Source organism: Yersinia proxima (assembly GCF_902170785.1).
Classification (GTDB): domain Bacteria; phylum Pseudomonadota; class Gammaproteobacteria; order Enterobacterales; family Enterobacteriaceae; genus Yersinia; species Yersinia proxima.
This window is the reverse complement of record NZ_CABHYG010000016.1, coordinates 317,614-342,157: the sequence shown is the minus strand read 5'-3', so window position 1 is coordinate 342,157 and position 24,544 is coordinate 317,614. Positions and strand designations below refer to the sequence as shown.

The window sequence follows — 24,544 nt, the reverse complement described above, 5'->3', positions numbered from 1 at the left end:
AGCGGGTGAGTCAGTTGCTATCATGCGCTCCTTTTAATCACGCATCAGACTGTTTCTCTGATGTTGGAGGTTATGTGAAGTACGAATTACAAAAAACTGATGGACGAGCCCGTCGTGGCCGTCTGGTATTTGAACGCGGTGTCGTAGAGACCCCGGCATTTATGCCAGTTGGCACTTACGGTACGGTAAAAGGAATGACGCCGGAGGAAGTGAAAGAAACCGGCGCGCAGATCCTGCTGGGTAACACTTTCCACCTGTGGTTACGCCCCGGTCAGGAAATTATGAAGCTACACGGCGACTTGCATGATTTTATGCAGTGGCACGGCCCTATCTTGACTGACTCTGGCGGTTTCCAGGTATTTAGTCTGGGTGCGATGCGCAAAATCAAAGAAGAAGGGGTGACGTTCCAAAACCCTATCAACGGCGATAAAGTGTTTCTCAGTCCAGAAAAATCGATGGAAATCCAGTATGATCTCGGCTCTGACATCGTGATGATTTTCGACGAATGTACACCCTATCCTGCTGACTGGGATTATGCCAAACGCTCAATGGAAATGTCATTGCGTTGGGCCAAACGTAGTCGAGACCGCTTTGATGAACTGAATAATAAAAATGCCTTATTCGGTATTATTCAGGGTGGCGTTTACGAAGATTTACGTGATGTGTCGGTAAAAGGGCTGGTAGATATCGGTTTTGATGGTTACGCTGTGGGCGGCTTGGCGGTAGGTGAGCCAAAAGAAGATATGCACCGTATTTTGGAACATGTTTGCCCGCAAATCCCAGCAGATAAACCACGCTATTTGATGGGCGTGGGGAAACCTGAGGATTTGGTCGAAGGTGTCCGTCGTGGTATCGACATGTTTGACTGCGTTATGCCAACGCGTAATGCCCGTAACGGCCATTTGTTTGTCACTGACGGAGTCGTAAAAATCCGCAATGCCAAGCATAAAAGTGATACTGCAACGCTCGATGAACACTGTGATTGCTACACTTGTCGCAATTATAGCCGTGCCTACTTGCATCATCTCGATCGTTGCAACGAAATACTGGGTGCGCGGCTAAATACGATCCATAACCTGCGTTACTACCAACGTTTAATGGCGGGTTTACGTCAGGCTATTGAAGAAGGTAAATTAGAGAGCTTCGTTGAAGATTTCTATGGTCGGATAGGAAAGCCTGTTCCACCACTATCTCCACAATTAAGTGATTGATTTTAAAATTATTGCCTTTGCAATTATGGACTAAACGGTTAGGATTTTGCGGTTGCTGATTTTAACACACTGATTTCACACTACTGATATTGATAACAATGAGGGAATTTTAATGAGTCTTTTCATTTCCGATGCTGTCGCATCCGCTGGGGCTCCGGCTCAGAGCAGCCCGTACTCCCTGGTGATTATGCTGGTGGTATTTGGTCTGATTTTTTACTTCATGATCCTGCGTCCACAGCAAAAACGTGCTAAAGAACACAAAAAACTGATGGATTCTATTGGTAAAGGTGATGAAGTGTTGACCACTGGTGGCTTACTTGGTCGTGTTACTAAAGTTGCGGAAACAGGGTATATCGTTATCGCACTGAACGACACCACTGAAGTGATGATCAAACGTGACTTCGTTGCTGCCGTTTTACCGAAAGGTACAATGAAAGCTCTGTAATTTTCGATTTTCCCGAAGGGAATTGCCGTGTTAAACCGTTATCCTTTGTGGAAGTATCTGATGCTGATCGTAGTGATCTTCATCGGTCTGCTATATGCACTTCCCAACCTTTATGGTGAGGATCCGGCTGTTCAAATCACTGGTGCGCGAGGAATCGCCGCCAGTGAAACAACGCTGGTCCAAGTCCGTGACGTTTTAGAAAAAGACAACATAGCGAGCAAGTCTATTGCGCTGGAAAATGGTGCAATCCTGGCTCGCTTTAGAGATCCTGACGTCCAGCTGCGCGCTCGTGAAGCACTTGTGGCTGCGATGGGGGACAAATACGTTATTGCGTTAAACCTGGCTCCAGCAACGCCTTCATGGCTTGCTAAACTGGGTGCAGAGCCGATGAAACTTGGCCTCGACCTGCGTGGCGGTGTGCATTTCTTGATGGAAGTGGACATGGATACTGCGCTTGGCAAGTTACAAGAGCAAACGATGGATACTCTGCGCAGTGATTTGCGTGAGAAAAATATCCCGTATGCGACGGTACGTAAACTGGATAATTATGGTGTTGAAGTGCGTTTCCGCGACGATAAAACGCGCGATGACGCTATTAGCTACCTTTCTCCTCGCCACCGTGATCTGGTGATTGGCTCCAATGGCAGCAATACCTTAAAAGCTGTGATGAGTGATGACCGTTTGCGGGAAGCGCGCGAATATGCCGTTCAGCAAAACATTACTATTCTGCGTAACCGGGTTAACCAATTAGGTGTAGCCGAGCCGTTGGTTCAGCGCCAGGGCTCAGATCGTATTGTCGTTGAGTTGCCGGGTATCCAAGATACTGCACGTGCCAAAGAGATTCTTGGTGCGACTGCAACGCTGGAATTCCGTTTGGTCAACAGCAATGTTGATGCCTCCGTTGCTGCTTCCGGTCGTGTTCCGGGCGATTCTGAAGTCAAAAACACGCGTGAAGGCCGCCCGGTTGTCTTGTACAAGCGCGTTATCCTGACCGGTGACCATATTACTGACTCCACTTCCAGCACCGACGAATATAACCAGGCTCAGGTTAATATCTCGCTCGATAGCGCGGGTGGTTCTGCTATGTCTAATTTTACCAAAGACAATATCGGCAAGCCGATGGCGACTTTGTTTGTAGAATATAAAGACAGCGGTAAAAAAGATGCTAATGGCCGAGCGGTTCTGGTTAAGCAGGAAGAAGTTATCAACGTCGCGACCATCCAGTCTCGCTTGGGTAACAGTTTCCGCATTACCGGTATCGATAATCCGGCTGAAGCTCGTCAACTTTCTCTATTGCTGCGCGCTGGTGCATTGATTGCACCCATCCAGATTGTAGAAGAACGCACTATTGGGCCAACTTTGGGTTCTCAGAATATTACCCAAGGTTTGGAGGCTTGCTTGTGGGGCTTGGCGGTTTCTATCCTGTTTATGGTGGTTTACTACCGTAAATTTGGGGTGATTGCCAGTACTGCGCTGTTGGCTAACCTGGTGTTGATCGTGGGTGTGATGTCTCTGTTACCGGGGGCGACATTAACCATGCCGGGTATTGCCGGGATAGTGTTAACCCTGGCGGTAGCAGTTGATGCTAACGTTCTGATTAACGAGCGAATAAAAGAAGAGTACAAGAACGGGCGGACGATCCAGCAAGCGATTCATGAAGGGTATAAAGGTGCCTTCTCAAGTATCGTCGATGCGAACGTAACGACACTTATCACAGCGATTATTCTTTATGCTGTGGGTACTGGTTCGATTAAAGGCTTTGCCATTACAACGGCAATCGGTGTTGTAACGTCAATGTTCACCGCAATCGTCGGTACTCGTGCCATCGTCAACCTGCTTTACGGCGGCAAGCGCATTAACAAGCTGTCTATTTGAGGAGTACGTTGTGGCACAGGATTATACTGTTGAACAACTGAACTACGGCCGTAAAGTCTATGACTTTATGCGCTGGGATTATGTTGCTTTCGGCGTCTCATTGCTGTTGTTAGTGGCATCCATTGTGGTGATGTCCACTAAAGGGTTTAACTGGGGGCTGGATTTCACCGGTGGTACGGTGATTGAGATTTCCCTGGAAAAACCTGCGGATTTGGATCAACTGCGTGACACATTGGAAGCCGCGGGCTTTGAATCACCAATTCTGCAAAACTTTGGTAGCACCCGTGATGTGATGGTACGTATGCCACCAGCCAGTGGAACTGCCGGGCAGGAATTGGGCAACAAAGTTATCTCTGTTATTAATGAGTCGGTTGATAAGAATGCATCGGTAAAACGTATCGAATTCGTTGGGCCGAGTGTGGGCAGCGATTTAGCCCAAGCTGGTGGCATGGCGTTGATAGTCGCGTTGCTGTGTATTCTGGTTTATGTCGGTTTCCGTTTTGAATGGCGTCTGGCTCTGGGGGCGGTTATCGCTCTGGCGCATGACGTGGTTATTACCATGGGGATTTTGTCGTTATTCCATATCGAGATTGACTTGACCATCATCGCTTCATTGATGTCGGTTATTGGTTACTCGCTTAACGATAGTATTGTGGTATCAGACCGTATTCGTGAGAACTTCCGCAAAATTCGCCGCGGGACGCCTTACGAAATCATGAACGTGTCTCTGACTCAGACCTTAAGCCGTACTATCATGACTTCTGCAACCACGCTGATGGTGGTATTGATGCTGTTTATCTTTGGTGGTGCGATGCTGCAAGGCTTCTCACTCACCATGCTGATCGGTGTTTCCATCGGTACAGTTTCATCCATCTACGTTGCGTCCGCGCTGGCGTTGAAACTGGGTATGAAACGTGAGCATATGTTGCAGCAGAAAGTCGAGAAAGAAGGTGCAGATCAGCCTTCAATCCTGCCTTAAGCTATAAACGATAGAACGTAAATAAACCCTGATACTGGTATTGCCGGTATCAGGGTTTTTCATTTGTTGAACCAAGTTCGCAATCGTTCAATCAACATAAACTACCGCTTCCACCCTTTGTTGTCGCGACAGTTCGCGGTAAACTGTCGCTAAGTTTAAGCTCACCCATCAGGAAGCGCTATGCATTGCCCGTTTTGTGCCGCTGTGGATACCAAAGTCATTGACTCCCGTCTGGTGAGCGATGGTTCGCAAGTGCGCCGTCGCCGCCAGTGTTTAGATTGTAATGAACGCTTTACCACTTTCGAAGTGGCGGAACTGGTGTTACCGCGCGTCATTAAAAGTGATGATGTGCGCGAGCCATTTAATGAAGATAAATTACGCCGTGGCATGTTGAAAGCATTGGAAAAACGGCCTGTCAGCTCTGATGATGTCGAAACGGCAATCAGTCACATTAAATCTCAGTTACGCGCCACCGGCGAGCGCGAAGTGCCCACCAAGATGATTGGTAATCTGGTGATGGAAGCACTGAAACGCCTGGATAAAGTGGCCTATATCCGCTTTGCCTCGGTGTACCGCAGTTTTGAAGATATCCGCGAATTCGGCGAAGAAATTGCCCGCTTGCAGGATTAATCAACATAGTCGTCAAAGCCGTTAGCCCCCTGCTAATTGCCACAGCATAAAAGTAAGGAAAGCCATGCAGCCTGATGAATTCTATATGGCCCGAGCCTTTGAGTTGGCGCGGCTAGGGCGCTTTACCACGTCACCTAACCCTAATGTCGGGTGTGTTTTGGTGCGCGATGACGAGATTGTCGGTGAGGGCTATCATTTGCGTGCCGGTGAACCCCATGCCGAGGTGCATGCTTTACGGATGGCGGGTGAGAAAGCGCGTGGTGCGACTGCTTATGTCACCCTTGAGCCATGCAGCCACCATGGGCGAACGCCGCCATGTGCCGATGCTTTGCTTACTGCCGGTGTAAAACGTGTGGTAGCCGCGATGCAGGATCCTAACCCGCAAGTTGCCGGGCGTGGGTTATATAAATTAAAACAGGCTGGGGTTGAAGTCGACCACGGTTTGATGCTGGCGGAAGCCGAAGCGGTTAATCTCGGTTTCTTGAAACGGATGCGCACGGGTTTTCCTTATTTGCAATTGAAAATGGCTGCATCCCTGGATGGTCGCACCGCGATGGCCTCGGGTGAAAGCCAGTGGATTACCTCGCCACAAGCGCGTCAGGATGTGCAGCGCTTTCGGGCGCAAAGCTCTGCTATTCTTAGCACTAGTGCCACCGTATTGGCTGATGATCCTTCACTGACCGTACGCTGGCAGGAGTTGGATGCACAAACTCAGGCGCAGTATCCTCAAGATGCATTGCGCCAACCCGTTCGAATAATTCTTGATAGTCATAACCGTGTCACGCCACAGCATAAAGTCATACAGCAAGACGGCTCGTCTTGGTTAGCTCGGGTTGAGGCTGATGAGCAGGTATGGCCAGATAATGTCGAGCAGTTGTTGCTACCACGTCATGGCAATGGGGTGGATTTGGTCTTACTGATGATGCAATTGGGTAAGCGGCAAATTAATTCTGTTTGGGTTGAAGCTGGGCCGCAATTGGCCGGAGCCTTGTTGCAGGCTGGTGTAGTTGATGAGCTAATTCTGTATATTGCGCCCAAATTGCTAGGTAGCGATGCTCGTGGGTTATGTCAATTGGCTGGGTTAACGCAACTGAGTGATACCCCTGAGTTCGTATTCAGTGAGGTGCGTCAGGTAGGGCCAGACTTGCGTCTGCGCTTGAAACCGAAGTATTAATGAAATTATCTGGCAGGGATTCCCTCTGCTAATCATAGTCTTGCCAGTGTTTTACAAATGCGCAGGGGCAGGGCGTGAAAGAATATGATAGAATCCGCCCCCCTGCGGGGTATGAACCCATATTGAGGAAAGCTATGAACGTTATCGAAGGTGTTGTTGCTACTCCTAATGCCCGCGTGGCGATTGCAATTGCGCGTTTTAACAACTTTATCAACGACAGCCTGCTGGAAGGTGCCATTGATGCCCTCAAGCGCATTGGCCAGGTAGCGGATGACAACATCACTGTTGTTTGGGTTCCCGGTGCTTATGAATTGCCGCTGGTTGCTAATGTGCTGGCAAAAACAAATCGTTACGATGCGGTGATTGCGCTGGGTACGGTTATCCGTGGGGGCACTGCGCACTTTGAATATGTTGCTGGTGAAGCAAGTTCTGGTCTATCAAGTGTAGCGATGAACAGCGATATTCCGGTGGCTTTCGGTGTGCTGACCACAGAAAGTATTGAGCAGGCAATTGAGCGTGCCGGTACTAAAGCAGGTAATAAAGGTGCAGAAGCTGCCCTGACCGCGCTTGAAATGATTAATGTAATCAAAGCTATTAAAGGCTGAATTTAGTTAAGTTAAGGGGAATTCCGTGAAACCTGCTGCTCGTCGCCGCGCTCGTGAGTGCGCTGTTCAAGCGCTCTACTCTTGGCAGTTGTCTAAAAACGACATCGCTGATGTTGAATTACAGTTCCTGTCTGAGCAGGATGTCAAAGATGTAGACATTGCCTATTTTCGCGAATTGCTGTCTGGGGTTGCCGTTAACGCCGCATCTCTGGATGCGCTAATGGCGCCTGTTCTTTCTCGCCAGCTCGAAGAATTAGGTCAGGTTGAAAGAGCGGTTCTGCGTATTGCGCTGTTTGAACTGAGCAAACGTGATGATGTCCCTTATAAAGTGGCGATCAATGAAGCGATCGAACTTGCCAAAACGTTCGGTGCTGCTGATAGCCATAAGTTTGTCAACGGGGTGCTGGATAAGGTTGCTCCGACGGTACGTAAGCGAAAGTAACTCGTTGCATTAACGACTTGAATTAAGGCCGGTTTCCGGCCTTAATTTATTGAACAGTTAACATTTCTGGAATTGTATTATGGCATGTGGCGAATTTGACCTCATTGCCCGCTACTTTGACCGGTTCAGAAGTAATCGCCGGGATGTAGAACTGGGTATTGGAGACGACTGCGCACTTCTTACAGTGGCAGAGAAACAGCTGTTGGCCATCAGTACAGATACACTGGTGTCTGGTGTTCATTTCCTTCCGGATATTGATCCGGCCGATCTCGGATACAAATCTTTAGCGGTAAACCTTAGCGATCTAGCGGCTATGGGTGCCGATCCTGCCTGGTTATCTCTTGCACTGACCCTTCCTAATGTCAATGAAGACTGGCTGCAATCATTCAGTGATAGCTTGTTTGATCAGCTTAATTATTATGGCATGCAATTGATTGGTGGTGACACCACTCGTGGGCCATTGAGTCTGACGTTAACCATCCAAGGTTTAGTCCCTGAAGGACGAGCATTGAAGCGCGCTGGTGCTCGGGTTGGTGACTGGATTTATGTGACTGGTACATTGGGTGATAGTGCGGCTGGTTTGGCTATTTTGCAAAACGAGTTGCGGGTTGATGATGAGGCCGACAGAGCCGCGCTCATTCACCGCCATTTGCGACCACAACCCCGAGTTTTGCAGGGGCAGGCTTTACGCGACCTCGCCAGCTCTGCCATTGATATCTCTGATGGCTTGATTTCTGACTTACAACATATCCTCAAAGCCAGTGGTTGCGGTGCCCGCATCGAGCTAGATGCTTTGCCCTATTCTGATGCACTGAAAAATCAGGTGGATGCTGAACAAGCTCTGCGCTGGGCATTGAGCGGTGGTGAAGACTATGAACTGTGCTTTACCGTACCAGAAATAAACCGTGGGGCGCTGAAAGTTGCACTGAGTCACACCGGGGCAGCCTACACTTGTATTGGTCAGATTGCTCCACAATCAGAAGGGGTTAAATTCTTCCGTGAAGGGCAGGCGGTTGAGATGAATCTGCGTGGCTTCGACCATTTCTCTGCAGGTAAAGCGCATGGATGAAGCTAAACGTCGTCTGCGGTTATCTAATCCGTGGCACTTGTTGGCAACGGGTTTTGGCAGCGGATTATCGCCGTGGGCACCAGGTACTATGGGGTCTATTGCTGCTATTCCTTTCTGGTTGTTATTGATTCAGTTACCTTGGCAACTTTACTCCCTCGCGGTGATGTTTAGCATCTGTATTGGTGTCTATATTTGCCATCGCACTGCCAAAGATATGCAAGTTCATGACCACGGTAGTATCGTGTGGGATGAATTTGTCGGGATGTGGATTACCTTGATGGCATTGCCGGTCAATGATTGGCAATGGATAGTCGCTGGTTTTGTGGCATTTCGTATTTTTGATATCTGGAAGCCTTGGCCGATTCGCTGGTTTGATCGTAATGTTCACGGCGGGATGGGGATCATGGTGGATGACATCATCGCCGGGGTGGTTGCGGCGGCGATTATTTTTGTCGTGGGGCACTACTGGCCAGCAGATCTGTTCTACTGATACCCGTCATCTTTCAAGTTACAGGTGTGTTGGCTACGCTTAATAACCCGAATCACTTACTTATGTAAGCTCATCGGGATTATCTCGCTTGCCGCCTTCCTGTACCTTGAAATCTATAGGGTATATGTGTGGTTATCTTTCAAAGTGCAGGTAAAAGCCGAACCAAGGGAAACGCTCCTTTCGGGTCGTAGCGGCGAAAGCCGCCGGAGCGCCCGTAGGAGTGGTCGCCCTTGGCTCACGGTGTTATCTGTCTGAGTTACTCCAACCATGCTTCAATCTGGCGCTGTATTCCCGCAGCATCCAAACCAAATTCTGCGCGCATTTCATCTTGTTCACCTTGTGGAACAAAATGGTCTGGTAAGCCGAGATTCAATACTGGCACTAACTGGCGTTTTGCCATCAGTAGCTCATTTACACCACTGCCCGCACCGCCCATAATGGCGTTTTCTTCAACGGTAACCAGTATCTGGTGGCTGGCAGCCAGTTCCAGCACCAACTCTTCATCCAATGGTTTAACGAAACGCATGTCAACCAGTGTGGCATTCAGATTTTCGGCGACGATTTGCGCCTGAGCGAGCAATGTTCCAAAGCACAGAATGGCCACTTTTTTACCTTCGCGGCGCACGATCCCTTTACCAATCGGCATTATTGCCAATGGTTCGAGCACAGCACCAGTGCCATTGCCACGCGGGTAGCGTACCGCCGCTGGCCCGTTATGGTGATAGCCGGTGTGCAGCATCTGACGACACTCGTTCTCATCACTTGGGGTCATGATAACCATGTTAGGAATGCAACGCATAAATGATAGATCAAATGCGCCCTGATGAGTTTGGCCATCTGCACCCACCAAACCGCCTCGGTCAATGGCGAATAGTACCGGCAGATTTTGGATGGCAACATCGTGGATTAACTGGTCATAAGCCCGTTGCAGGAAAGTGGAGTAGATAGCAACGATAGGTTTATAGCCACCAATTGCCAGACCGGCTGCAAAGGTCACCGCATGCTGCTCGGCTATCGCCACATCAAAATACTGCTGTGGATATTCACGCGAGAAGCGCACCATCCCCGAGCCTTCACGCATTGCTGGCGTTACGGCCATTAACTGGCTGTCTTTGGCGGCAGTTTCACATAGCCATTCACCAAAAATTTTGGAGTAGGTAGGCACATTGCCCTGGCTTTTCGGCAGTGTGCCGGAGGCCGGATCAAATTTGGGTACTGCGTGCCAGCCGATGGGATCTTTTTCAGCCGGTGCGTAGCCTTTGCCCTTTTTAGTCATGATATGCAGCAGCTGTGGGCCTTTCAGACTGCGCATATTTTTCAATGTTTGCGTCAGTGCTTGTACGTCGTGACCATCAACCGGACCGATATAATTAAAACCTAGTTCTTCAAATAAGGTGCTGGGTACTACCATTCCTTTCAGGTGTTCTTCGGTACGTTTCAGCAAATCTTTAATCGGTGGTAAACCCGAAAATGCTTTTTTACCGCCTTCACGCAGACTGGCGTAGAGTTTGCCAGATAATAACTGCGCCAAATGGTTATTCAGGCCGCCTACGTTTTCGGAAATAGACATTTCGTTATCGTTAAGAATAACCAGCATATCTGAGTGAATATCACCCGCATGATTCATAGCTTCAAAAGCCATACCAGCAGTGATAGCACCATCACCAATCACACACACAGTACGCCGCCCTTTACCTTCACGCTCCGCAGCTACCGCCATGCCTAAGCCAGCACTGATGGACGTTGAGGAGTGACCGACAGAAAGGACGTCATATTCACTTTCGCCACGCCAAGGGAAAGGATGCAAACCATCTTTTTGGCGAATAGTCCCTATTTGCTCGCGGCGGCCCGTCAATATTTTGTGCGGATAAGCCTGATGGCCGACGTCCCACACCAAACTATCAAATGGCGTGTTGTAGACGTAATGCAACGCGACAGTAAGCTCAACGACGCCCAATCCAGAAGCAAAATGCCCACTGGAGCGGCTGACAGAGGCAAGCAAATACTGCCGCAGTTCATCACACAACTTCGGCAGACTTTCTTTCGGCAACATGCGCAGTTCTTCGGGATTTTCTGCAAGTGCCAATGTCGGGTATTTGGCTATATCAAGACTCATTCGATGCTCATATCAAAAGGTTAAGTAGGCATTGACTCACTGCCAGCATATTTCTAATTATCACGCTCAATAATAAAACAGGCTAACGCCTGTAGTGGCGCTATGTTATAGGATTGCGCCGACAGCGCATTCAGGGCGCTAAGTGCTTCCTGATAAAGATCCATGGCTTTGGCTTTGGCGCAATCTAGCCCCATAAGGGCCGGATAAGTGCTTTTCCCGTGTTGCTGATCAGAACCTTGGCGTTTACCAATTGTAGCTGTATCACCGATAACGTCTAAGATATCGTCTTGCACCTGAAAGGCCAGACCGATCGCATTAGCATAACGGTCTAGTAATGGCAGAGCTTCGCGCCCAGAGACACCAGCAGCCAACGCACCGAGACGAACGGCGGAGCGGATTAGTGCTCCGGTTTTATGACGGTGAATCTTCTCAAGATCATCCAGTGTTATCTGACGGGATTCTGCTTCCAGATCTAGTGCCTGCCCGCCGCACATACCGGCAACACCGCTGGCATGGGCTAATTCTGCGATCATTGACAGCCGGTCTTTATCAGCGACATCGGGCATGGGTGCTTCTGCCAGGATAGAAAATGCCAAGGTTTGCAGGGCATCTCCGGCCAGAATGGCATTGGCTTCGCCAAATTTTACATGACAAGTCGGTTGCCCACGGCGCAAATCATCGTCATCCATCGCTGGCAAATCATCATGAATTAATGAATAAGCATGGATACATTCAATTGCCGCGGCTGGGGCATCCAGATTGGTCAGTGACAGACCGAACATTTGACCGGTGGCGTAAACCAGATAAGGACGCAACCGCTTACCACCCAACACAGCGCCATAGCGCATCGCCTCTACCAAATCACTATTGCCAAAAGGGAGGGGCGCAATAAAATCCAACAGAGCCTGATTGACTCGCTGCTGGTGTGCGGCAAGTTGTTGATTAAAATCAACTAAGGAGGGGGTGTTAGACATAAGACTACTCAGCATCCGGGGTAAAAGGGGTGAGTGGCGCATCAACTTCATCACTCAGGAGAACCTGAACGCGCTGTTCGGCTTGCAGTAATGTCTGCTGCCCAAGGCGTGCTAATTGTACGCCTCTCTCAAACTCATTTAACGCTTCTTCCAGTGGAAGTTCGCCAGACTCCAGGCGAGTAACTATTTGTTCCAGTTCGCTGAGTGATGTCTCAAAACTGGCGGCTTTGGTTTCAGGTGATGCGGCTTTTTTCGGCATAGTTTTTATTCGACTCGATATTTTTTATGAAACGTAACCTTGATGGCGCGTAATGTCTTTTTTCTGCTTACAGAGAGCAACTCTTCAGGTTAAAGGCTTATTACCGGCTATTCTAGCGGATAATGAAGGGGAAATCGTGACGTTTAAGTCCGGTTTTTAGTGCGCAGCCACGCATCATATAGTGATATACTCCACGGCTTGCATGTTTTCGCTGACGCCTTTGACTGTTGCTATCGATAGCGACGCCATCACTCCATAACCAGACAACTAAAGACCGCCATGAAGTTTATCATTAAATTGTTCCCAGAAATCACCATCAAGAGTCAATCTGTGCGATTGCGCTTCATTAAGATCCTCACAACCAATATCCGCAACGTATTGAAAAACCTTGAGGACGATACTCTCGCGGTGGTTCGTCATTGGGATCATATTGAAATTCGTACTAAAGATGACAATCTTGGCCCACAGATTTGTGATGCCCTGACCCGCGTTCCGGGGATTCACCATATTCTCGAAGTGGAAGACCGCAGCTACACCGATATGCACAATATTTTTGAGCAAACGCTGGAAGCGTATCGCGAAACGCTGATCGGGAAAACATTCTGTGTCCGTGTGAAACGTCGTGGTAAACATGAATTTTCCTCTGGGGATGTCGAACGCTATGTTGGCGGCGGGCTAAATCAACATATTGAAAGTGCCAAAGTTAAACTGACCCATCCTCAGGTGACAGTTCATTTAGAAATTGATCAGGACAAACTGACACTGATCAAGGCGCGCCATGAAGGATTGGGTGGTTTCCCAATTGGTACGCAGGAAGATGTTTTATCTCTGATTTCAGGCGGTTTTGACTCCGGAGTGTCCAGCTATATGCTGATGCGTCGTGGCTGCCGTGTGCATTATTGTTTCTTCAATCTTGGTGGCTCTGCCCATGAGATTGGGGTGAAGCAAGTGGCTCATTATCTGTGGAATCGTTTTGGTAGCTCCCATCGGGTGCGTTTTGTTGCCATCGATTTCGAACCGGTGGTGGGCGAAATCCTCGAAAAAGTCGAAGATGGTCAGATGGGCGTGGTGTTGAAACGCATGATGGTGCGCGCAGCATCGCAGGTGGCTGAGCGCTATGGTGTGCAGGCGCTAGTCACCGGTGAAGCTCTGGGGCAAGTATCCAGCCAGACACTGACCAATTTGCGTTTAATTGATAATGCCTCTGACACCCTGATCTTGCGCCCGCTGATTTCTCATGACAAAGAGCACATCATCAATCTGGCGCGTGAAATCGGTACCGAAGATTTCGCTAAAACCATGCCAGAATATTGCGGCGTGATTTCAAAAAGCCCGACGGTGAAAGCGGTTAAGGCCAAGATTGAAGAAGAAGAATCTCACTTTGATTTCTCCATTTTGGACCGAGTAGTCAGCGAAGCCAAAAACGTCGATATCCGTGAAATCGCTGAACAAAGCCGTGAGCAGGTCGTTGAAGTTGAAACTGTGGCAGAGTTAGCAGATACCGATGTGCTGCTGGATATTCGAGCTCCCGATGAGCAAGATGAAAAGCCACTGAAGTTGGAAGGAATTGAAGTCCGTGCGTTGCCGTTTTATAAACTGAGTACGCAATTTGCCGATTTGGATCAGAGCAAGAGCTATCTGTTGTATTGCGACCGCGGTGTAATGAGCCGTTTACAGGCGTTGTATCTGCGTGAGCAGGGGTATACTAACGTGAAAGTTTACCGCCCTTAAAGGTGATAAGTTAAGGTCTACTGCGCTTTTCCGCTCCGAGATAGCGCAGTAGCCGTCTCTAAAAACCTGTAACATTCAATATAAAATGTCAGGCAATTTGGTGTTAGTTAAACTCAACTAAATCGTCAGGTTTGATATTGGGTACGGTGGGTGAGAATGGGCAACAAATCTGCCCAATATCACCAGGATTCATACATACCCCATTAGGGAAACAAACAATACCTTCGTTAAATTTAGGTATGAGGAGTTCCGTATTTAGTGGTGATTCAGCCGCTAATGAAGCTGAAGAAAATAGGCCGAATGAAGCCATTATTGTGCTAGCCAATAATAATTTTTTCATATTTATTCCTTATTAGTTTTGACGGTAAATATATTTGAGCGGGCGTTCTATTTTACAAGACGTAGAAGTGACATCACTTAATATATAAGTGTTTATAATATTTTAATGCGTTTCCAACTAACTCGAATAGTATATTAACTTCTGATTATTCACAATAATTTACCAGATGTGATTTATTCCACCTGTTGCCGTGAGATTCTATTTGTCAGTATTGGTTATTAGTATTATTTTTCGTATGAATTTGATTTTTATTGATAAAATTTAGCTGGTATTTATATCTACATTTAAGATTATATTATTTTTCTATCTTATGGCTATATTTGCCGATAACTATTGCATCTTTTTGAGTGATTGAATAGTTGTTGGGTTTTATTGGAGGTTATCATTAGTGTAACGATGCTAATCGATGCCAAATAGCTAATCTGTACGGGTAGTAGATAATGAACCGCCAATGTTGAGGGTTAAATAAAGTCGGCGGCTCTTTCTCAATTGTAGTAAATTATTTACTCACGGTAGTTATAAATCCCTGGCGGTAGTACCAACTGCCAGGCGATCTCTTCTGCCTTTTCTCGCCCGAGCAGTAAAAAAACAATCTTTAGCGCGAAATCGATGGATGTTCCAGGCCCCTGGCTGGTGACCAAATTGACCCGTCGGTCATAAACAACACGCTGATCCATCCATTTGGTTGGATCAATTTTGTCTTTCAATGCCGGAAACCCGGTCATATTCCCCACCGGGAATAACTTGTGATGCTCAAGCACTAAAGCGGGGGCGGCGCAAATGGCGGCAACCAAACGACCTTCTTTATGTGTTTGTTCTACAGTAGCAACTAACAATGGGCTGTCGCGAAAACATTCCGCTCCCTTAATTCCACCAGGCAGGACAACCACATCAAACTTTTGATCTGCCACATCCACCAGGCGGGTATCGGCCAGTAAACGGACGCCACGCGAACAGACAATTTCCAGCGCGCCGTCGCTGGCGACACTGGCTGTCGTGACGTTAATACCTGCGCGCACCAGAATATCAATTGTGGTGACGGCCTCGGTTTCTTCACTACCAGGAGCCAGGCAAACCAGCGCCGATACGCTCATACTCATTTTCCTTACGTTTAATCAAATCATACAACCGGGTATTCTCTGGCAGAGTCATACCGTGATTTCTTGCGCGTTGCAGTAAGTAGCCGGTGATATAGTCAATCTCAGTGTGCCGCTGGCAACGTAAATCCTGTAGCAGTGACGAGACGTTATCGGCGGTACTCTGGATGACATTGTTTACGTAGCTAAGCAGGCTCTCTGTTGAGGTATGATAGCCTTCCATCTCCATCACACTGGCAACTTCGGCACATAACCGCTCAATCAACTCTGGATAGCGCTGCAAATCACCATTACGGCAGTTATACAGGCCGGTAAGCGGATTAATCACGCAGTTTACGGCCAATTTTTGCCAACATGCTGCCGAGATATCATTGTGCCAGGCCACATCTGGCAAAGCCTGATGTAAGACATCTGCCAGATAGCTGATATCGGTTGTAATAGGAGACATCGGGCCAATATGGGTGATACCGCTGGCGACATGGACAATTGTGTTGCCATCACGACGTGCAGCATGAGTGGTCACACCATGGAGAAAAAGGTGCTCATCTCGAGGCAGTTCTTCCTGCGTACCCATCCCATTATGTAGCAGTAAAATCTTACATTCGGGATTAAGTTTAGGTAGCAAGGCCGTGATTGCACTGGAAACTTGCCACGCCTTTAAGCAAACCAATAATAATTCACTTTTCGACAAATGCTCTGGATCATTAGTGGGGAGATTCTGATTGAATGCCTCGCCACCTAACAATATGACATTAACTGAACAAAAGGGCTGTGGCACACGAAGCCAGCCTTGTACATCGTGACCCTGCTGGTAGAGCGCTGATAACCATAACTGCCCAAGAGCTCCGCAACCAAGCACAGTAATTTTCATTGAGACCTCCTTGGTGTAGGCGGAAAGTATGCTGCTTGTTTCTAAGTGTTATGCTTTGATTATAGACTTTTTAGTCATTAAACGTAGGCTTAGCTGCCATATGGCATGAGTTAAGTCATTATCAACGGCTTGGCTTTGTCTACGACGATAAAGCGGTTATTATGCTCGCCATTCATCTTATCAGGAGGAGGGAATATGCCATCTTTCGACATCGTATCTGAAATTGATATGCAGGAAGTGCGTAACGCAGTTGAAAACGCCACCCGTGATCTGGCGAACCGTTGGGATTTTCGTAATGTTCCAGCGAGTTTTGAGTTAAATGAAAAGAACGAAAGTATCAAAGTTGCCAGTGAATCTGATTTTCAGGTCGAGCAACTGTTGGATATTTTACGTGCTCAATTGAGTAAGCGCGGTATTGAAGGTGCGGCATTGGAGATCCCGGAAGAAATGGATCGCAGTGGCAAAACCTACAGTGTGGAAGCCAAGCTGAAGCAAGGTATTGAAAGTGTGCAGGCGAAGAAGCTGGTTAAGCTGATTAAAGACAGCAAGCTGAAAGTTCAGGCACAAATTCAGGGCGAACAAGTACGGGTCACCGGCAAAGCCCGTGATGATTTACAGAGTGTGATGGCATTAATTCGTGGCGCTGATCTGGGCCAGCCATTCCAGTTCAATAACTTCCGCGACTAATATTTAGCTAAATCAGGTACAAAAGTATCGATCACTTTTGTACCTGCTTTTGTCTATATTGCGTTGACCAATTCTTCTAGCTGGCTGCGATTGGTTTTTTTGGTATCCACTTTGATATAAGCGCTGCGCTCGGCTCTCACCACTACCGCTTCAGTGACACCAGGTTGTGCTCTGATTCGTTCTTCTAATGCTGAGTCTTTTACCGCCAATTCGGACAAGGTAATTCGCAAGCTACTGACATAAGGTGGCTCTTGCATAGTGGCACTCACGCCAAACCACACCAGCGCGATAACCGACCCAGCGGCAAATACCATACTTGCCCCTTCCATACCAAAAAGCCATCCGCCTAAACTGCCACCGATAGCCACACCAATAAACTGGCTGGTGGAGTAAATTCCCATGGCGGTACCTTTATAGCCTGCTGGCGACTCTTTACTGATCAATGATGGCAATATTGCTTCCATCACGTTGAAAGCAATAAAGAATAACTGCACACCGGCAATGATGATCCACAGCTGTTGCCCGGCAGACCACAGCACCACTTCGGCGGCAAACAGCACAGCGACACAGCCCATAAAGACCTGCTTCATCCGGCGTTTGACTTCAGCATAAATAATAAACGGCACGACTGCGGCGAAGGAAACCAACATGGTCACCAGATAGACAATCCAGTGTTGGGCTGGGGCTAAACCGGCACTTGCCATAATCTGCGGTAAAGCAACGAAGCTCGACATCAATAAGATGTGCAAGCACATGATGCCGAAATTGAGTTTGAGTAGCCGACTGTTGTTGAGCACTTTGCTCACGCTACCTTTGACGATACTGGATTCGCGGTTAAGCACATGGTTATCGGCATCCGGCACCACGGCTAATGTAATAACAATACCTAATAGTGCCAGTATCGCTATTGCCCAGAACAGGGCTTGCAAACCAAAAGCGTGAGTGACAATTGGCCCCAGCACCATCGCGATGGCAAAAGTGACCCCAAAGCTGACACCGATAAATGCCATCGCTTTGGTACGGTTTTGCTCACGAGTCAAATCAGACAGCAGTGCCATGACGGCGGCCGCGATAGCACCTGAGCCCTGTAATGCGCGACCCAGAATGATGCCCCAGATAGAATCACTCAGTGCGGCAATCACACTTCCCAGTGCAAATATCAGTAGGCCACCAACGATCAGCGGCTTACGGCCAATACGATCAGAAACCAGCCCGAATGGGATCTGAAAAATAGCCTGAGCCAGACCGTAAATACCAATGGCGATACCAATCAATGCTTCGCTGGCACCAGAAAGCGCCATACCATAAGTGGTGAGAACGGGGAGAACCATAAACATGCCGAGCATGCGCAAAGAGAATACCGTACCCAGCCCCCAGGTTGCCCGGAGCTCTAGCGGGGTCATTTTATTGTCGTTCATTACCACCTCAAAAAAACATTCTGCGCCATTGTAATGATGTTAGGGCCAGTGGGTAAATCTATTGATGTTTAGAATGTATTACAGGCGAGTTTTTAGATAACAGTAGGGTACGAGGAGAAATAAAAAATGGCTGCCAGGAATAGCCCGCCAGCCATTTTTATCACAACAGGGTTGAAGTTATCCGACGTAAGTCAGTAATCCAGCCGAGGAAGGAACATTGAAATCAACCGACATCATGACGCTCAATGACGTAATAGCAATGATAGAGAATACAAAGAGTTTTCTCGCCCATACGCTGTCATTGGTCGCTTTGTAACCGCGCAACGCCATACCCAACCACCAGACACTCACCGCAGCAGCGACAACCAGGTATTTATAACCGGCATAGCCACTTAAGGTCAGCATCAAGGTGGCGACCATAAATGCCAGGATATAAAGGGTAATATGGTTTTTGGTGACCGATATTCCTTTTATTACCGGCAAAACCGGAATGTTGGCAGCTTGATAATCCTTAAAGCGGAAAATCGCGATGGCATAAGAGTGCGGCATTTGCCACAGGCTGAAGATAAGCAACAGGATCAAAGCACCCATATCGAACTGCCCGGTAACGGCACAGTAACCAATCACTGGAGGTGCGGCACCTGATAAGCTACCAATCAATGTGCCGTAGACGGATTTGCGTTTCATGTAGAGGCTATAGACCCCAACATAAATCACGAAACCAATTACAGCCAGCCACATGGCTAACGGGTTAGCGCCAACGTAGAGCAGCAGCATGCCAGCAATACCCAGTATCGAAGCATAAATCAGGCTCACTTTCGGATCGATAAGCCCTTTTACCAGCACACGATTCTTCGTTCTCTCCATGATGCGGTCGATATCACGGTCGATATAGTTGTTAAATACACACCCGGAGGCAACAACTAACGAGACACCGAACAGGGTGGCGAGAAAGAGGGGGTAATCAATCACGCCTTTGGAAGCGAGGAGAAATCCCCCAACGACAGAAATTAAATTGCCGAAAATAATTCCTGGTTTAGTTACTTGCAGGTATTGCTTAATCATCACATGCAGCTCTTTAGTCAACCATCATATTGATGTTGAGGTTGTACATAATCCAAAGTGAGCCCACAACAACGATTGCAATAATCATAGCGGTGAACAGGAACGCCACCAGATTCCAACGTTCTTCGGACGATCCATTCATATGCAGGAAGTACACCAGGTGCACGATAATCTGCACCACGGCCAAACCGACCACTGTGGCCAGGATAGTCGTATGGGAGGCAGTACCGCTCATCACCATAGCAAATGGAATAACTGTCAGAATAACCGACAGAATGAAGCCAATAAGGTATGACTTCAAGCTACCGTGGCTGGCTCCACCGTGAGTCGTTGTTGAATGACTAGATGTTGGATGGCTCATCACATAGCTCCTAACAGATAGACAACGGTGAATACGCAGATCCAGACCACATCCAGGAAGTGCCAGAACAAGCTCAGGCACATCAGGCGGGTACGGTTCGTTTCATTCAGGCCGCGTTTTGCTACTTGAATCATCATAATGATGATCCAAACCAGGCCAGCGGTAACGTGAATACCGTGGGTGGCAACCAGCGCGAAGAAGCTAGACAGGAACGCACTGCGATCCGGGCCGTAGCCTTCAGCAATCAGGTGATGGAATTCATAGATTTCCATTGCCACAAAGCCCAGGCCAAACAGGAAGGTCAGACCTAACCAGGTATTAACCTGGTTTTTGTGGCCTTTGTTCATGCCCAGCATAGCGATGCCGTAAGTAATGCTACTGAACAGCAACAGGAAGGTTTCAACCAGAACAAAGTTCAAGTCGAAGATATCCCGGCCTGAAGGGCCGCCAGCTGTCCCGTTTACCAGCACTGCATAAGTTGCAAACAATGTTGCAAACAAAATGCAGTCGCTCATCAGGTAGATCCAGAAGCCGAAGACTTTCGTCGCTCCTGCATCGTGATGCCCATGCTCTGCATGGGCGACGTTATGGTTAATCAGAGTTTCAGTTGACATGATTCACGCCTGCTTTGCTGATTTGTTCATGATGAAGATCTTCAATGCGCTCCACTTCTGCAACCGGCACATAGTAATCAACATCCTCGTCGAAACTTTTCACAATCCAGGTCACAATCATGCCGACGAAGCCAACAATGGCCAGCCACCAGATGTACCAGATCATGGCAAAGCCGAAGATCAAGCTGAAGCCAGCAATAATCACACCTGCACCGGTATTCTTCGGCATGTGAATTTCTTCGTATTTCGCTGGGCGTTTGTATGCTTCGCCTTTCTCTTTCATATCCCAGAATTCGTCACGGTCAGTCACTTCAGGTACAACGGCGAAGTTATAGAACGGCGGTGGGGAAGAGGTAGACCACTCCAGCGTACGGCCACCCCATGGGTCACCAGTCAGATCGCGATTTTGTTCGCGGTCACGGATACTGACGAACACTTGGATAACCTGACACAAGATACCGCAAGCAATCAGTGCTGCACCGCCTGCTGCCACCATCAACATCGGGTGGAATTCCGGGTTGATATCCTGGCTCAGACGACGGGTCATACCCATAAAGCCCAATACGTACAGCGGCATAAAGGCAACGAAGAAGCCGATAATCCAGAACCAGAATGCACGGATGCCCCATTTCTCATTCAGCGTAAAGCCGAAGGACTTAGGCCACCAGTAAGTCAGGCCAGCGAAGCAACCGAACACCACACCACCGATAATCACGTTATGGAAGTGGGCAATCAGGAACAGACTGTTATGCAACACAAAGTTTGCGCCCGGTACTGCCAACAGAACGCCGGTCATCCCACCAATAGAGAAGGTGATGATGAAGCCAACAGTCCACAGCATCGCGGAGTTAAACTGAATACGACCCTGGTACATAGTGAACAGCCAGTTGAATATTTTCACCCCAGTTGGGATAGAAATAATCATCGTCGCTATACCGAAGAAGGCGTTAACGTTGGCACCTGACCCCATAGTAAAGAAGTGGTGCAGCCAAACAATAAACGACAGAACGGTAATCGCGATGGTTGCCCAGACTAAAGAGGTGTAACCAAACAGGCGTTTTCTTGAGAAGGTCGCGGTAACTTCGGAGAATACCCCGAATACCGGCAGAACCAGAATGTACACTTCCGGATGGCCCCAGGCCCAAATCAGGTTGATGTACATCATCATGTTGCCACCCATATCATTGGTAAAGAAATGGGTGCCAAGGTAGCGGTCCAGAGTCAGTAACGCGACGGTCACAGTTAGGATCGGGAAAGAAACGATAATCAAAATGTTGGTGCAAAGCGCCGCCCATGTGAAGACAGGCATCTTCATCATTGACATGCCAGGGGCACGCATTTTCAAGATAGTCGCGAAGAAGTTAACACCGGTCAGCAAAGTACCTAAACCAGAAATCTGTAAACTCCAGATCCAGTAATCGACCCCGACACCTGGGTTGTACTCTTTACCTGACAGTGGCGGATAGGCCAACCAACCGGTTTGCGCGAATTCACCGACCCCCAGAGAGATGTTGATTAACACCACCCCGACGACAAAGAACCAGAAACTCAGGGAGTTCAGGAACGGGAAGGCAACATCACGAGCACCGATTTGTAGCGGTACGACCACGTTCATCAAGCCCACTACGAAAGGCATCGCCATGAAGAAAATCATGATAACGCCGTGAGCGGTGAAAATCTGATCGTAGTGATGAGGCGGCAGGAAGCCTGCCTCACCAGCAGAAGCAAGTGCTTGCTGGCTGCGCATCATGATGGCGTCGGCAAAACCACGCAGAAGCATGACCATGGCGACCAGAATGTACATGATACCGATTTTTTTATGGTCAACCGAAGTCAGCCATTCGCTCCATAACCATTTCCACTTGCCGAAATAGGTCAGGAGGGCAACAAGAGCCGCCCCGCCCAGCACAATTGCAGCAACGGTAACCATAATGATTGGTTCGTGTAGCGGAACCGCATCAAGTGTTAATTTTCCCAACATCGTTTTATTCCTCGGCTCCGGCGTGAGCGGCGTGTTCGCCCATATCCATGCCCTGGCTCATATCCATACCTGAATGGGTATCATCGCCTTTTTTGTGCATGTTCATATCACCCATAAACTTGCCAATAATTCCTTTAAACAGCTCCGGTTTTACACTGGAGAAATACTCAACCGGGTTATTTTCGCTCGGTTCAGCCAGTTTATTGAAATCGTCAGTCGTATTCAGAGTGTTCGGCGATTTTTTCACCTGTGCGACCCACTGGTTGAAGTCTTCCTGCGTAGGTGTTGCGATCGCAGTGAATTTCATACCAGAGAAGCCTTTGCCACTGAAGCTACTGGAAATACCATTGTATTTACCGGCTTCGTTAGCAATCAGATGCAGTTTGGTTTGCATCCCGGCCATCGCATAAATCTGCCCGCCTAACTGAGGGATAAAGAACGAGTTCATGACCGAGTTAGAGGTGATTTTAAAGTTCACCGGAACATCAGTAGGGAAAGCCAATTCATTTACTGTAGCGATACCTTGTTCTGGATAGATAAACAGCCATTTCCAGTCCAGGGAAACCACTTCAATAGTGATTGGTTCTTTACCCGCTACTTCAAGCGGCTTGAACGGGTCAAGTTCGTGGGAGGTTTTCCAGGTTATCGTTGCCAAAATAGCAATGATAATGATTGGAACAGCCCATACAACAAGCTCAATTTTGTTGGAATGGGACCAGTTTGGGGTGTAGGTCGCACTTTTGTTGGACGCGCGGTACTTCCATGCAAAAGCAAACGCCATAAAAATAACCGGAATTACGACGATCAACATTAAACCGATAGCTGTCAGTATCAGTGTTTTTTGCTCGACTCCGATTGCGCCTTTGGGGTTCATCAATACCATATCGCAACCACTGAGCATTACCGTGGCTGCTAATAATGACAACATACCCATATTTTTAATGTATTTCTTAAGTCTCATCTAACGACCTCAATTACAAAAGGGCTCTATTGTCGTTTCATGTGTGCGGGCATTTTACGGGAAGGTTGCAGGACTGTAAACATGCTTAAGATTGTGTCAGCGGCTTGTTGACACTTTATGTTAAGGGGGTCACAGATGTTACCTTGCGTGACAATTTACTAATCGCAACAATATGTTGGCGAAGGTGGGTTGCTGCAAAATGGTGGATGTTAAGGAAAAACAACGGTTATTACGCTTTTATTTACGGGAAATACTGATTTTTATTTATTACCTGAACTTATTTTATGTAAATAATATGTGATGCTACGGTAAATTAAAATATATCCTGGGGCGCTAAAAATAGGCACCCCGAGATCATTTTAGTTAGAAATTATATTTAATTGAATAAACGATACCGTCTTGTAAAAAATCTTCGCCCAATTTGTTATAAGCATAACGATACTGAATACCCGTGGTGAATTGCTTAATTGGAGTCCACCAAAGAGCAATAGCACCGTTCACCCCATTTCGACCACCGTTACCTGCGGCATAGCGCTCAGCTCGGTTGAACTCCAGTTCGTTCCAGTTGGTGATGCTGAAGTTTTCATCGAATGCAGTAAAGTCATAACCGGCAACCCAACCCACCACATAACCGTTATTACCTGAGTAATAAGTCTGATCAACATAGTGCAGTGCAACAAAGGGTTTCATCCACACACCGGCAACAGTGGCGTTGTAGCCGATACCATACAAGGTATTCACTTCATGGAAGTTGCTGTAATTGTTACCCTCAGCACTTGGCAGTGAGTAGGTGCCATAAATATGACCATAAAGGTTGAAACCAGAATCGCCTAAATAGTAGCGGCCTGTTGTTTTAAAGGTATAGCGCTGGTTATCACCTGGTTGTGCTGTTTTTGAATTGAATGGGTTTTCTAAATCAAAAAAGCCGTAGATCTCGCCCCAGCTATAACCTGCACCGCCTTCTAATTCAATATATGCGAAATCATCTTTATGCGAAGAATCACCAGATTTATGCGTAGTGCTGCGAGTCCAGTCAAGGTAGTTCATGCTGATATTAGCAAAACCCCACTGATATTCAGCTTGGACGGCTGGAGCCAAAGTGATCGCAGTCAGCGCCACGGCGCCGATAAGAATTTTACGCATAAATGC

Annotated in this window: 25 protein-coding genes; 12 read left to right on the top strand and 13 right to left on the bottom strand. The window is 47.8% G+C overall.

Translation table 11 applies throughout. From position 1 onward, the window contains the following. Window positions 1-74: 74 nt before the first annotated feature. The 10 genes from tgt to pgpA all read left to right on the top strand — a co-directional run bounded on the left by tgt (window position 75) and on the right by pgpA (window position 8,920). Entirely contained in the window at window positions 75-1,211 is a 1,137-nt protein-coding gene (tgt, locus tag FTB31_RS15355; RefSeq protein ID WP_005166606.1) for a tRNA guanosine(34) transglycosylase Tgt, read from the top strand. A 112-nt stretch (window positions 1,212-1,323) separates the two neighbouring features. Beyond that, entirely contained in the window at window positions 1,324-1,656 is a 333-nt protein-coding gene (yajC, locus tag FTB31_RS15350) for a preprotein translocase subunit YajC (RefSeq protein WP_005166605.1), read from the top strand. A 27-nt stretch (window positions 1,657-1,683) separates the two neighbouring features. After that, window positions 1,684-3,531, top strand: coding sequence for a protein translocase subunit SecD (gene secD, locus FTB31_RS15345; RefSeq protein ID WP_072081838.1), 1,848 nt, complete (start codon window positions 1,684-1,686; stop codon window positions 3,529-3,531). A 10-nt stretch (window positions 3,532-3,541) separates the two neighbouring features. Beyond that, the gene (gene secF / locus FTB31_RS15340; protein WP_050077322.1) at window positions 3,542-4,510 is read left to right on the top strand and encodes a protein translocase subunit SecF; all 969 of its coding nucleotides are present in this window, start codon (window positions 3,542-3,544) and stop codon (window positions 4,508-4,510) included. Between the two features lie 180 nt (window positions 4,511-4,690). Next, window positions 4,691-5,140 carry a transcriptional regulator NrdR gene (gene nrdR / locus FTB31_RS15335; RefSeq protein WP_050077323.1) on the top strand — a complete coding sequence of 150 codons (450 nt, stop codon included), beginning with the start codon at window positions 4,691-4,693 and terminating at the stop codon, window positions 5,138-5,140. A gap of 64 nt (window positions 5,141-5,204) precedes the next feature. Continuing rightward, the gene (gene ribD / locus FTB31_RS15330) at window positions 5,205-6,314 is read left to right on the top strand and encodes a bifunctional diaminohydroxyphosphoribosylaminopyrimidine deaminase/5-amino-6-(5-phosphoribosylamino)uracil reductase RibD (RefSeq protein ID WP_077293592.1); all 1,110 of its coding nucleotides are present in this window, start codon (window positions 5,205-5,207) and stop codon (window positions 6,312-6,314) included. Between the two features lie 134 nt (window positions 6,315-6,448). Further along, window positions 6,449-6,919: a 6,7-dimethyl-8-ribityllumazine synthase gene (gene ribH, locus FTB31_RS15325; RefSeq protein WP_025377400.1), complete on the top strand. Its 471-nt coding sequence runs from the start codon at window positions 6,449-6,451 to the stop codon at window positions 6,917-6,919. 25 nt (window positions 6,920-6,944) lie between these two features. Then, window positions 6,945-7,361, top strand: a complete 417-nt coding sequence (gene nusB, locus FTB31_RS15320; RefSeq protein WP_005166503.1) for a transcription antitermination factor NusB — start codon at window positions 6,945-6,947, stop codon at window positions 7,359-7,361. A gap of 79 nt (window positions 7,362-7,440) precedes the next feature. Then, entirely contained in the window at window positions 7,441-8,430 is a 990-nt protein-coding gene (thiL, locus tag FTB31_RS15315; RefSeq protein ID WP_050077325.1) for a thiamine-phosphate kinase, read from the top strand. Beyond that, window positions 8,423-8,920, top strand: coding sequence for a phosphatidylglycerophosphatase A (gene pgpA, locus FTB31_RS15310; RefSeq protein WP_019081315.1), 498 nt, complete (start codon window positions 8,423-8,425; stop codon window positions 8,918-8,920). Before thiL ends, pgpA begins: the two co-directional genes overlap by 8 nt. Window positions 8,921-9,176: 256 nt before the next feature. On the opposite strand, the gene dxs is transcribed toward pgpA, so the two are convergent. The 3 genes from dxs to xseB are packed head-to-tail and all read right to left on the bottom strand — an operon-like array spanning window position 9,177 to window position 12,269. Next, on the bottom strand, window positions 9,177-11,036 hold the full coding sequence (gene dxs, locus FTB31_RS15305) for a 1-deoxy-D-xylulose-5-phosphate synthase (protein WP_227731523.1): 1,860 nt from the start codon (window positions 11,034-11,036) through the stop codon (window positions 9,177-9,179). Between the two features lie 53 nt (window positions 11,037-11,089). Next, window positions 11,090-12,010: a (2E,6E)-farnesyl diphosphate synthase gene (gene ispA, locus FTB31_RS15300; RefSeq protein WP_077293588.1), complete on the bottom strand. Its 921-nt coding sequence runs from the start codon at window positions 12,008-12,010 to the stop codon at window positions 11,090-11,092. A gap of 4 nt (window positions 12,011-12,014) precedes the next feature. Further along, the gene (gene xseB / locus FTB31_RS15295; RefSeq protein WP_050077329.1) at window positions 12,015-12,269 is read right to left on the bottom strand and encodes an exodeoxyribonuclease VII small subunit; all 255 of its coding nucleotides are present in this window, start codon (window positions 12,267-12,269) and stop codon (window positions 12,015-12,017) included. Window positions 12,270-12,548: 279 nt separating this feature from the next. Here xseB and thiI point away from each other — a divergent pair, with 279 nt between their 5' ends. Then, complete coding sequence (thiI, locus tag FTB31_RS15290) at window positions 12,549-14,000, top strand: tRNA uracil 4-sulfurtransferase ThiI (RefSeq protein ID WP_077174541.1); 1,452 nt, start codon at window positions 12,549-12,551, stop codon at window positions 13,998-14,000. 103 nt (window positions 14,001-14,103) lie between these two features. Here the strand turns inward: thiI and FTB31_RS15285 are convergent, their stop codons facing one another. From FTB31_RS15285 to panE, 3 genes are all read right to left on the bottom strand, one after another. Then, window positions 14,104-14,340 (bottom strand): hypothetical protein, encoded by a 237-nt coding sequence (locus FTB31_RS15285; RefSeq protein WP_077174540.1) that lies wholly within the window; start codon window positions 14,338-14,340, stop codon window positions 14,104-14,106. Window positions 14,341-14,843: 503 nt separating this feature from the next. Continuing rightward, window positions 14,844-15,434, bottom strand: coding sequence for a protein deglycase YajL (gene yajL / locus FTB31_RS15280; protein ID WP_050077332.1), 591 nt, complete (start codon window positions 15,432-15,434; stop codon window positions 14,844-14,846). Beyond that, window positions 15,397-16,308: a 2-dehydropantoate 2-reductase gene (gene panE / locus FTB31_RS15275; RefSeq protein WP_050077333.1), complete on the bottom strand. Its 912-nt coding sequence runs from the start codon at window positions 16,306-16,308 to the stop codon at window positions 15,397-15,399. Before panE ends, yajL begins: the two co-directional genes overlap by 38 nt. A 195-nt stretch (window positions 16,309-16,503) precedes the next feature. Between panE and FTB31_RS15270 the strand changes: the two genes are divergently transcribed. Next, window positions 16,504-16,995, top strand: coding sequence for a YajQ family cyclic di-GMP-binding protein (locus tag FTB31_RS15270; RefSeq protein WP_042542336.1), 492 nt, complete (start codon window positions 16,504-16,506; stop codon window positions 16,993-16,995). 53 nt (window positions 16,996-17,048) lie between these two features. Here FTB31_RS15270 and FTB31_RS15265 read toward each other — a convergent pair whose 3' ends face one another. The 7 genes from FTB31_RS15265 to FTB31_RS15235 form a co-directional block, all read right to left on the bottom strand. Continuing rightward, entirely contained in the window at window positions 17,049-18,413 is a 1,365-nt protein-coding gene (locus tag FTB31_RS15265; RefSeq protein WP_050077334.1) for an MFS transporter, read from the bottom strand. Window positions 18,414-18,590: 177 nt separating this feature from the next. After that, window positions 18,591-19,478 (bottom strand): heme o synthase, encoded by an 888-nt coding sequence (gene cyoE / locus FTB31_RS15260; RefSeq protein ID WP_005163530.1) that lies wholly within the window; start codon window positions 19,476-19,478, stop codon window positions 18,591-18,593. Window positions 19,479-19,491: 13 nt separating this feature from the next. Next, window positions 19,492-19,839 carry a cytochrome o ubiquinol oxidase subunit IV gene (locus FTB31_RS15255; protein WP_005167623.1) on the bottom strand — a complete coding sequence of 116 codons (348 nt, stop codon included), beginning with the start codon at window positions 19,837-19,839 and terminating at the stop codon, window positions 19,492-19,494. Further along, entirely contained in the window at window positions 19,839-20,453 is a 615-nt protein-coding gene (locus FTB31_RS15250) for a cytochrome o ubiquinol oxidase subunit III (RefSeq protein WP_077174538.1), read from the bottom strand. The genes FTB31_RS15255 and FTB31_RS15250 overlap by 1 nt, the downstream gene beginning before the upstream one ends. Continuing rightward, window positions 20,443-22,434, bottom strand: coding sequence for a cytochrome o ubiquinol oxidase subunit I (gene cyoB / locus FTB31_RS15245; RefSeq protein WP_005163523.1), 1,992 nt, complete (start codon window positions 22,432-22,434; stop codon window positions 20,443-20,445). The genes FTB31_RS15250 and cyoB overlap by 11 nt, the downstream gene beginning before the upstream one ends. Window positions 22,435-22,438: 4 nt before the next feature. Beyond that, window positions 22,439-23,395, bottom strand: a complete 957-nt coding sequence (gene cyoA, locus FTB31_RS15240; RefSeq protein WP_050077336.1) for a cytochrome o ubiquinol oxidase subunit II — start codon at window positions 23,393-23,395, stop codon at window positions 22,439-22,441. A gap of 363 nt (window positions 23,396-23,758) precedes the next feature. After that, a complete protein-coding gene (locus FTB31_RS15235) occupies window positions 23,759-24,538 on the bottom strand; it encodes a nucleoside-specific channel-forming Tsx family protein (RefSeq protein WP_050077337.1) in 780 nt (259 codons plus the stop codon). Window positions 24,539-24,544: the final 6 nt, after the last annotated feature.

Bases quoted from the DNA above. Each gene is read 5' to 3' on its own strand.
- cyoA (WP_050077336.1), bottom strand. From the start codon at position 23,395: ATGAGACTTAAGAAATACATTAAAAATATGGGTATGTTGTCATTATTA.
- thiL (WP_050077325.1), top strand. From the start codon at position 7,441: ATGGCATGTGGCGAATTTGACCTCATTGCCCGCTACTTTGACCGGTTC.
- nrdR (WP_050077323.1), top strand. From the start codon at position 4,691: ATGCATTGCCCGTTTTGTGCCGCTGTGGATACCAAAGTCATTGACTCC.
- panE (WP_050077333.1), bottom strand. From the start codon at position 16,308: ATGAAAATTACTGTGCTTGGTTGCGGAGCTCTTGGGCAGTTATGGTTA.
- dxs (WP_227731523.1), bottom strand. From the start codon at position 11,036: ATGAGTCTTGATATAGCCAAATACCCGACATTGGCACTTGCAGAAAAT.
- ispA (WP_077293588.1), bottom strand. From the start codon at position 12,010: ATGTCTAACACCCCCTCCTTAGTTGATTTTAATCAACAACTTGCCGCA.
- FTB31_RS15270 (WP_042542336.1), top strand. From the start codon at position 16,504: ATGCCATCTTTCGACATCGTATCTGAAATTGATATGCAGGAAGTGCGT.
- pgpA (WP_019081315.1), top strand. From the start codon at position 8,423: ATGGATGAAGCTAAACGTCGTCTGCGGTTATCTAATCCGTGGCACTTG.
- thiI (WP_077174541.1), top strand. From the start codon at position 12,549: ATGAAGTTTATCATTAAATTGTTCCCAGAAATCACCATCAAGAGTCAA.
- yajC (WP_005166605.1), top strand. From the start codon at position 1,324: ATGAGTCTTTTCATTTCCGATGCTGTCGCATCCGCTGGGGCTCCGGCT.
- FTB31_RS15250 (WP_077174538.1), bottom strand. From the start codon at position 20,453: ATGTCAACTGAAACTCTGATTAACCATAACGTCGCCCATGCAGAGCAT.
- FTB31_RS15285 (WP_077174540.1), bottom strand. From the start codon at position 14,340: ATGAAAAAATTATTATTGGCTAGCACAATAATGGCTTCATTCGGCCTA.
- FTB31_RS15255 (WP_005167623.1), bottom strand. From the start codon at position 19,839: ATGAGCCATCCAACATCTAGTCATTCAACAACGACTCACGGTGGAGCC.
- cyoE (WP_005163530.1), bottom strand. From the start codon at position 19,478: ATGATTAAGCAATACCTGCAAGTAACTAAACCAGGAATTATTTTCGGC.
- yajL (WP_050077332.1), bottom strand. From the start codon at position 15,434: ATGAGCGTATCGGCGCTGGTTTGCCTGGCTCCTGGTAGTGAAGAAACC.
- ribD (WP_077293592.1), top strand. From the start codon at position 5,205: ATGCAGCCTGATGAATTCTATATGGCCCGAGCCTTTGAGTTGGCGCGG.
- FTB31_RS15235 (WP_050077337.1), bottom strand. From the start codon at position 24,538: ATGCGTAAAATTCTTATCGGCGCCGTGGCGCTGACTGCGATCACTTTG.
- ribH (WP_025377400.1), top strand. From the start codon at position 6,449: ATGAACGTTATCGAAGGTGTTGTTGCTACTCCTAATGCCCGCGTGGCG.
- cyoB (WP_005163523.1), bottom strand. From the start codon at position 22,434: ATGTTGGGAAAATTAACACTTGATGCGGTTCCGCTACACGAACCAATC.
- FTB31_RS15265 (WP_050077334.1), bottom strand. From the start codon at position 18,413: ATGAACGACAATAAAATGACCCCGCTAGAGCTCCGGGCAACCTGGGGG.
- xseB (WP_050077329.1), bottom strand. From the start codon at position 12,269: ATGCCGAAAAAAGCCGCATCACCTGAAACCAAAGCCGCCAGTTTTGAG.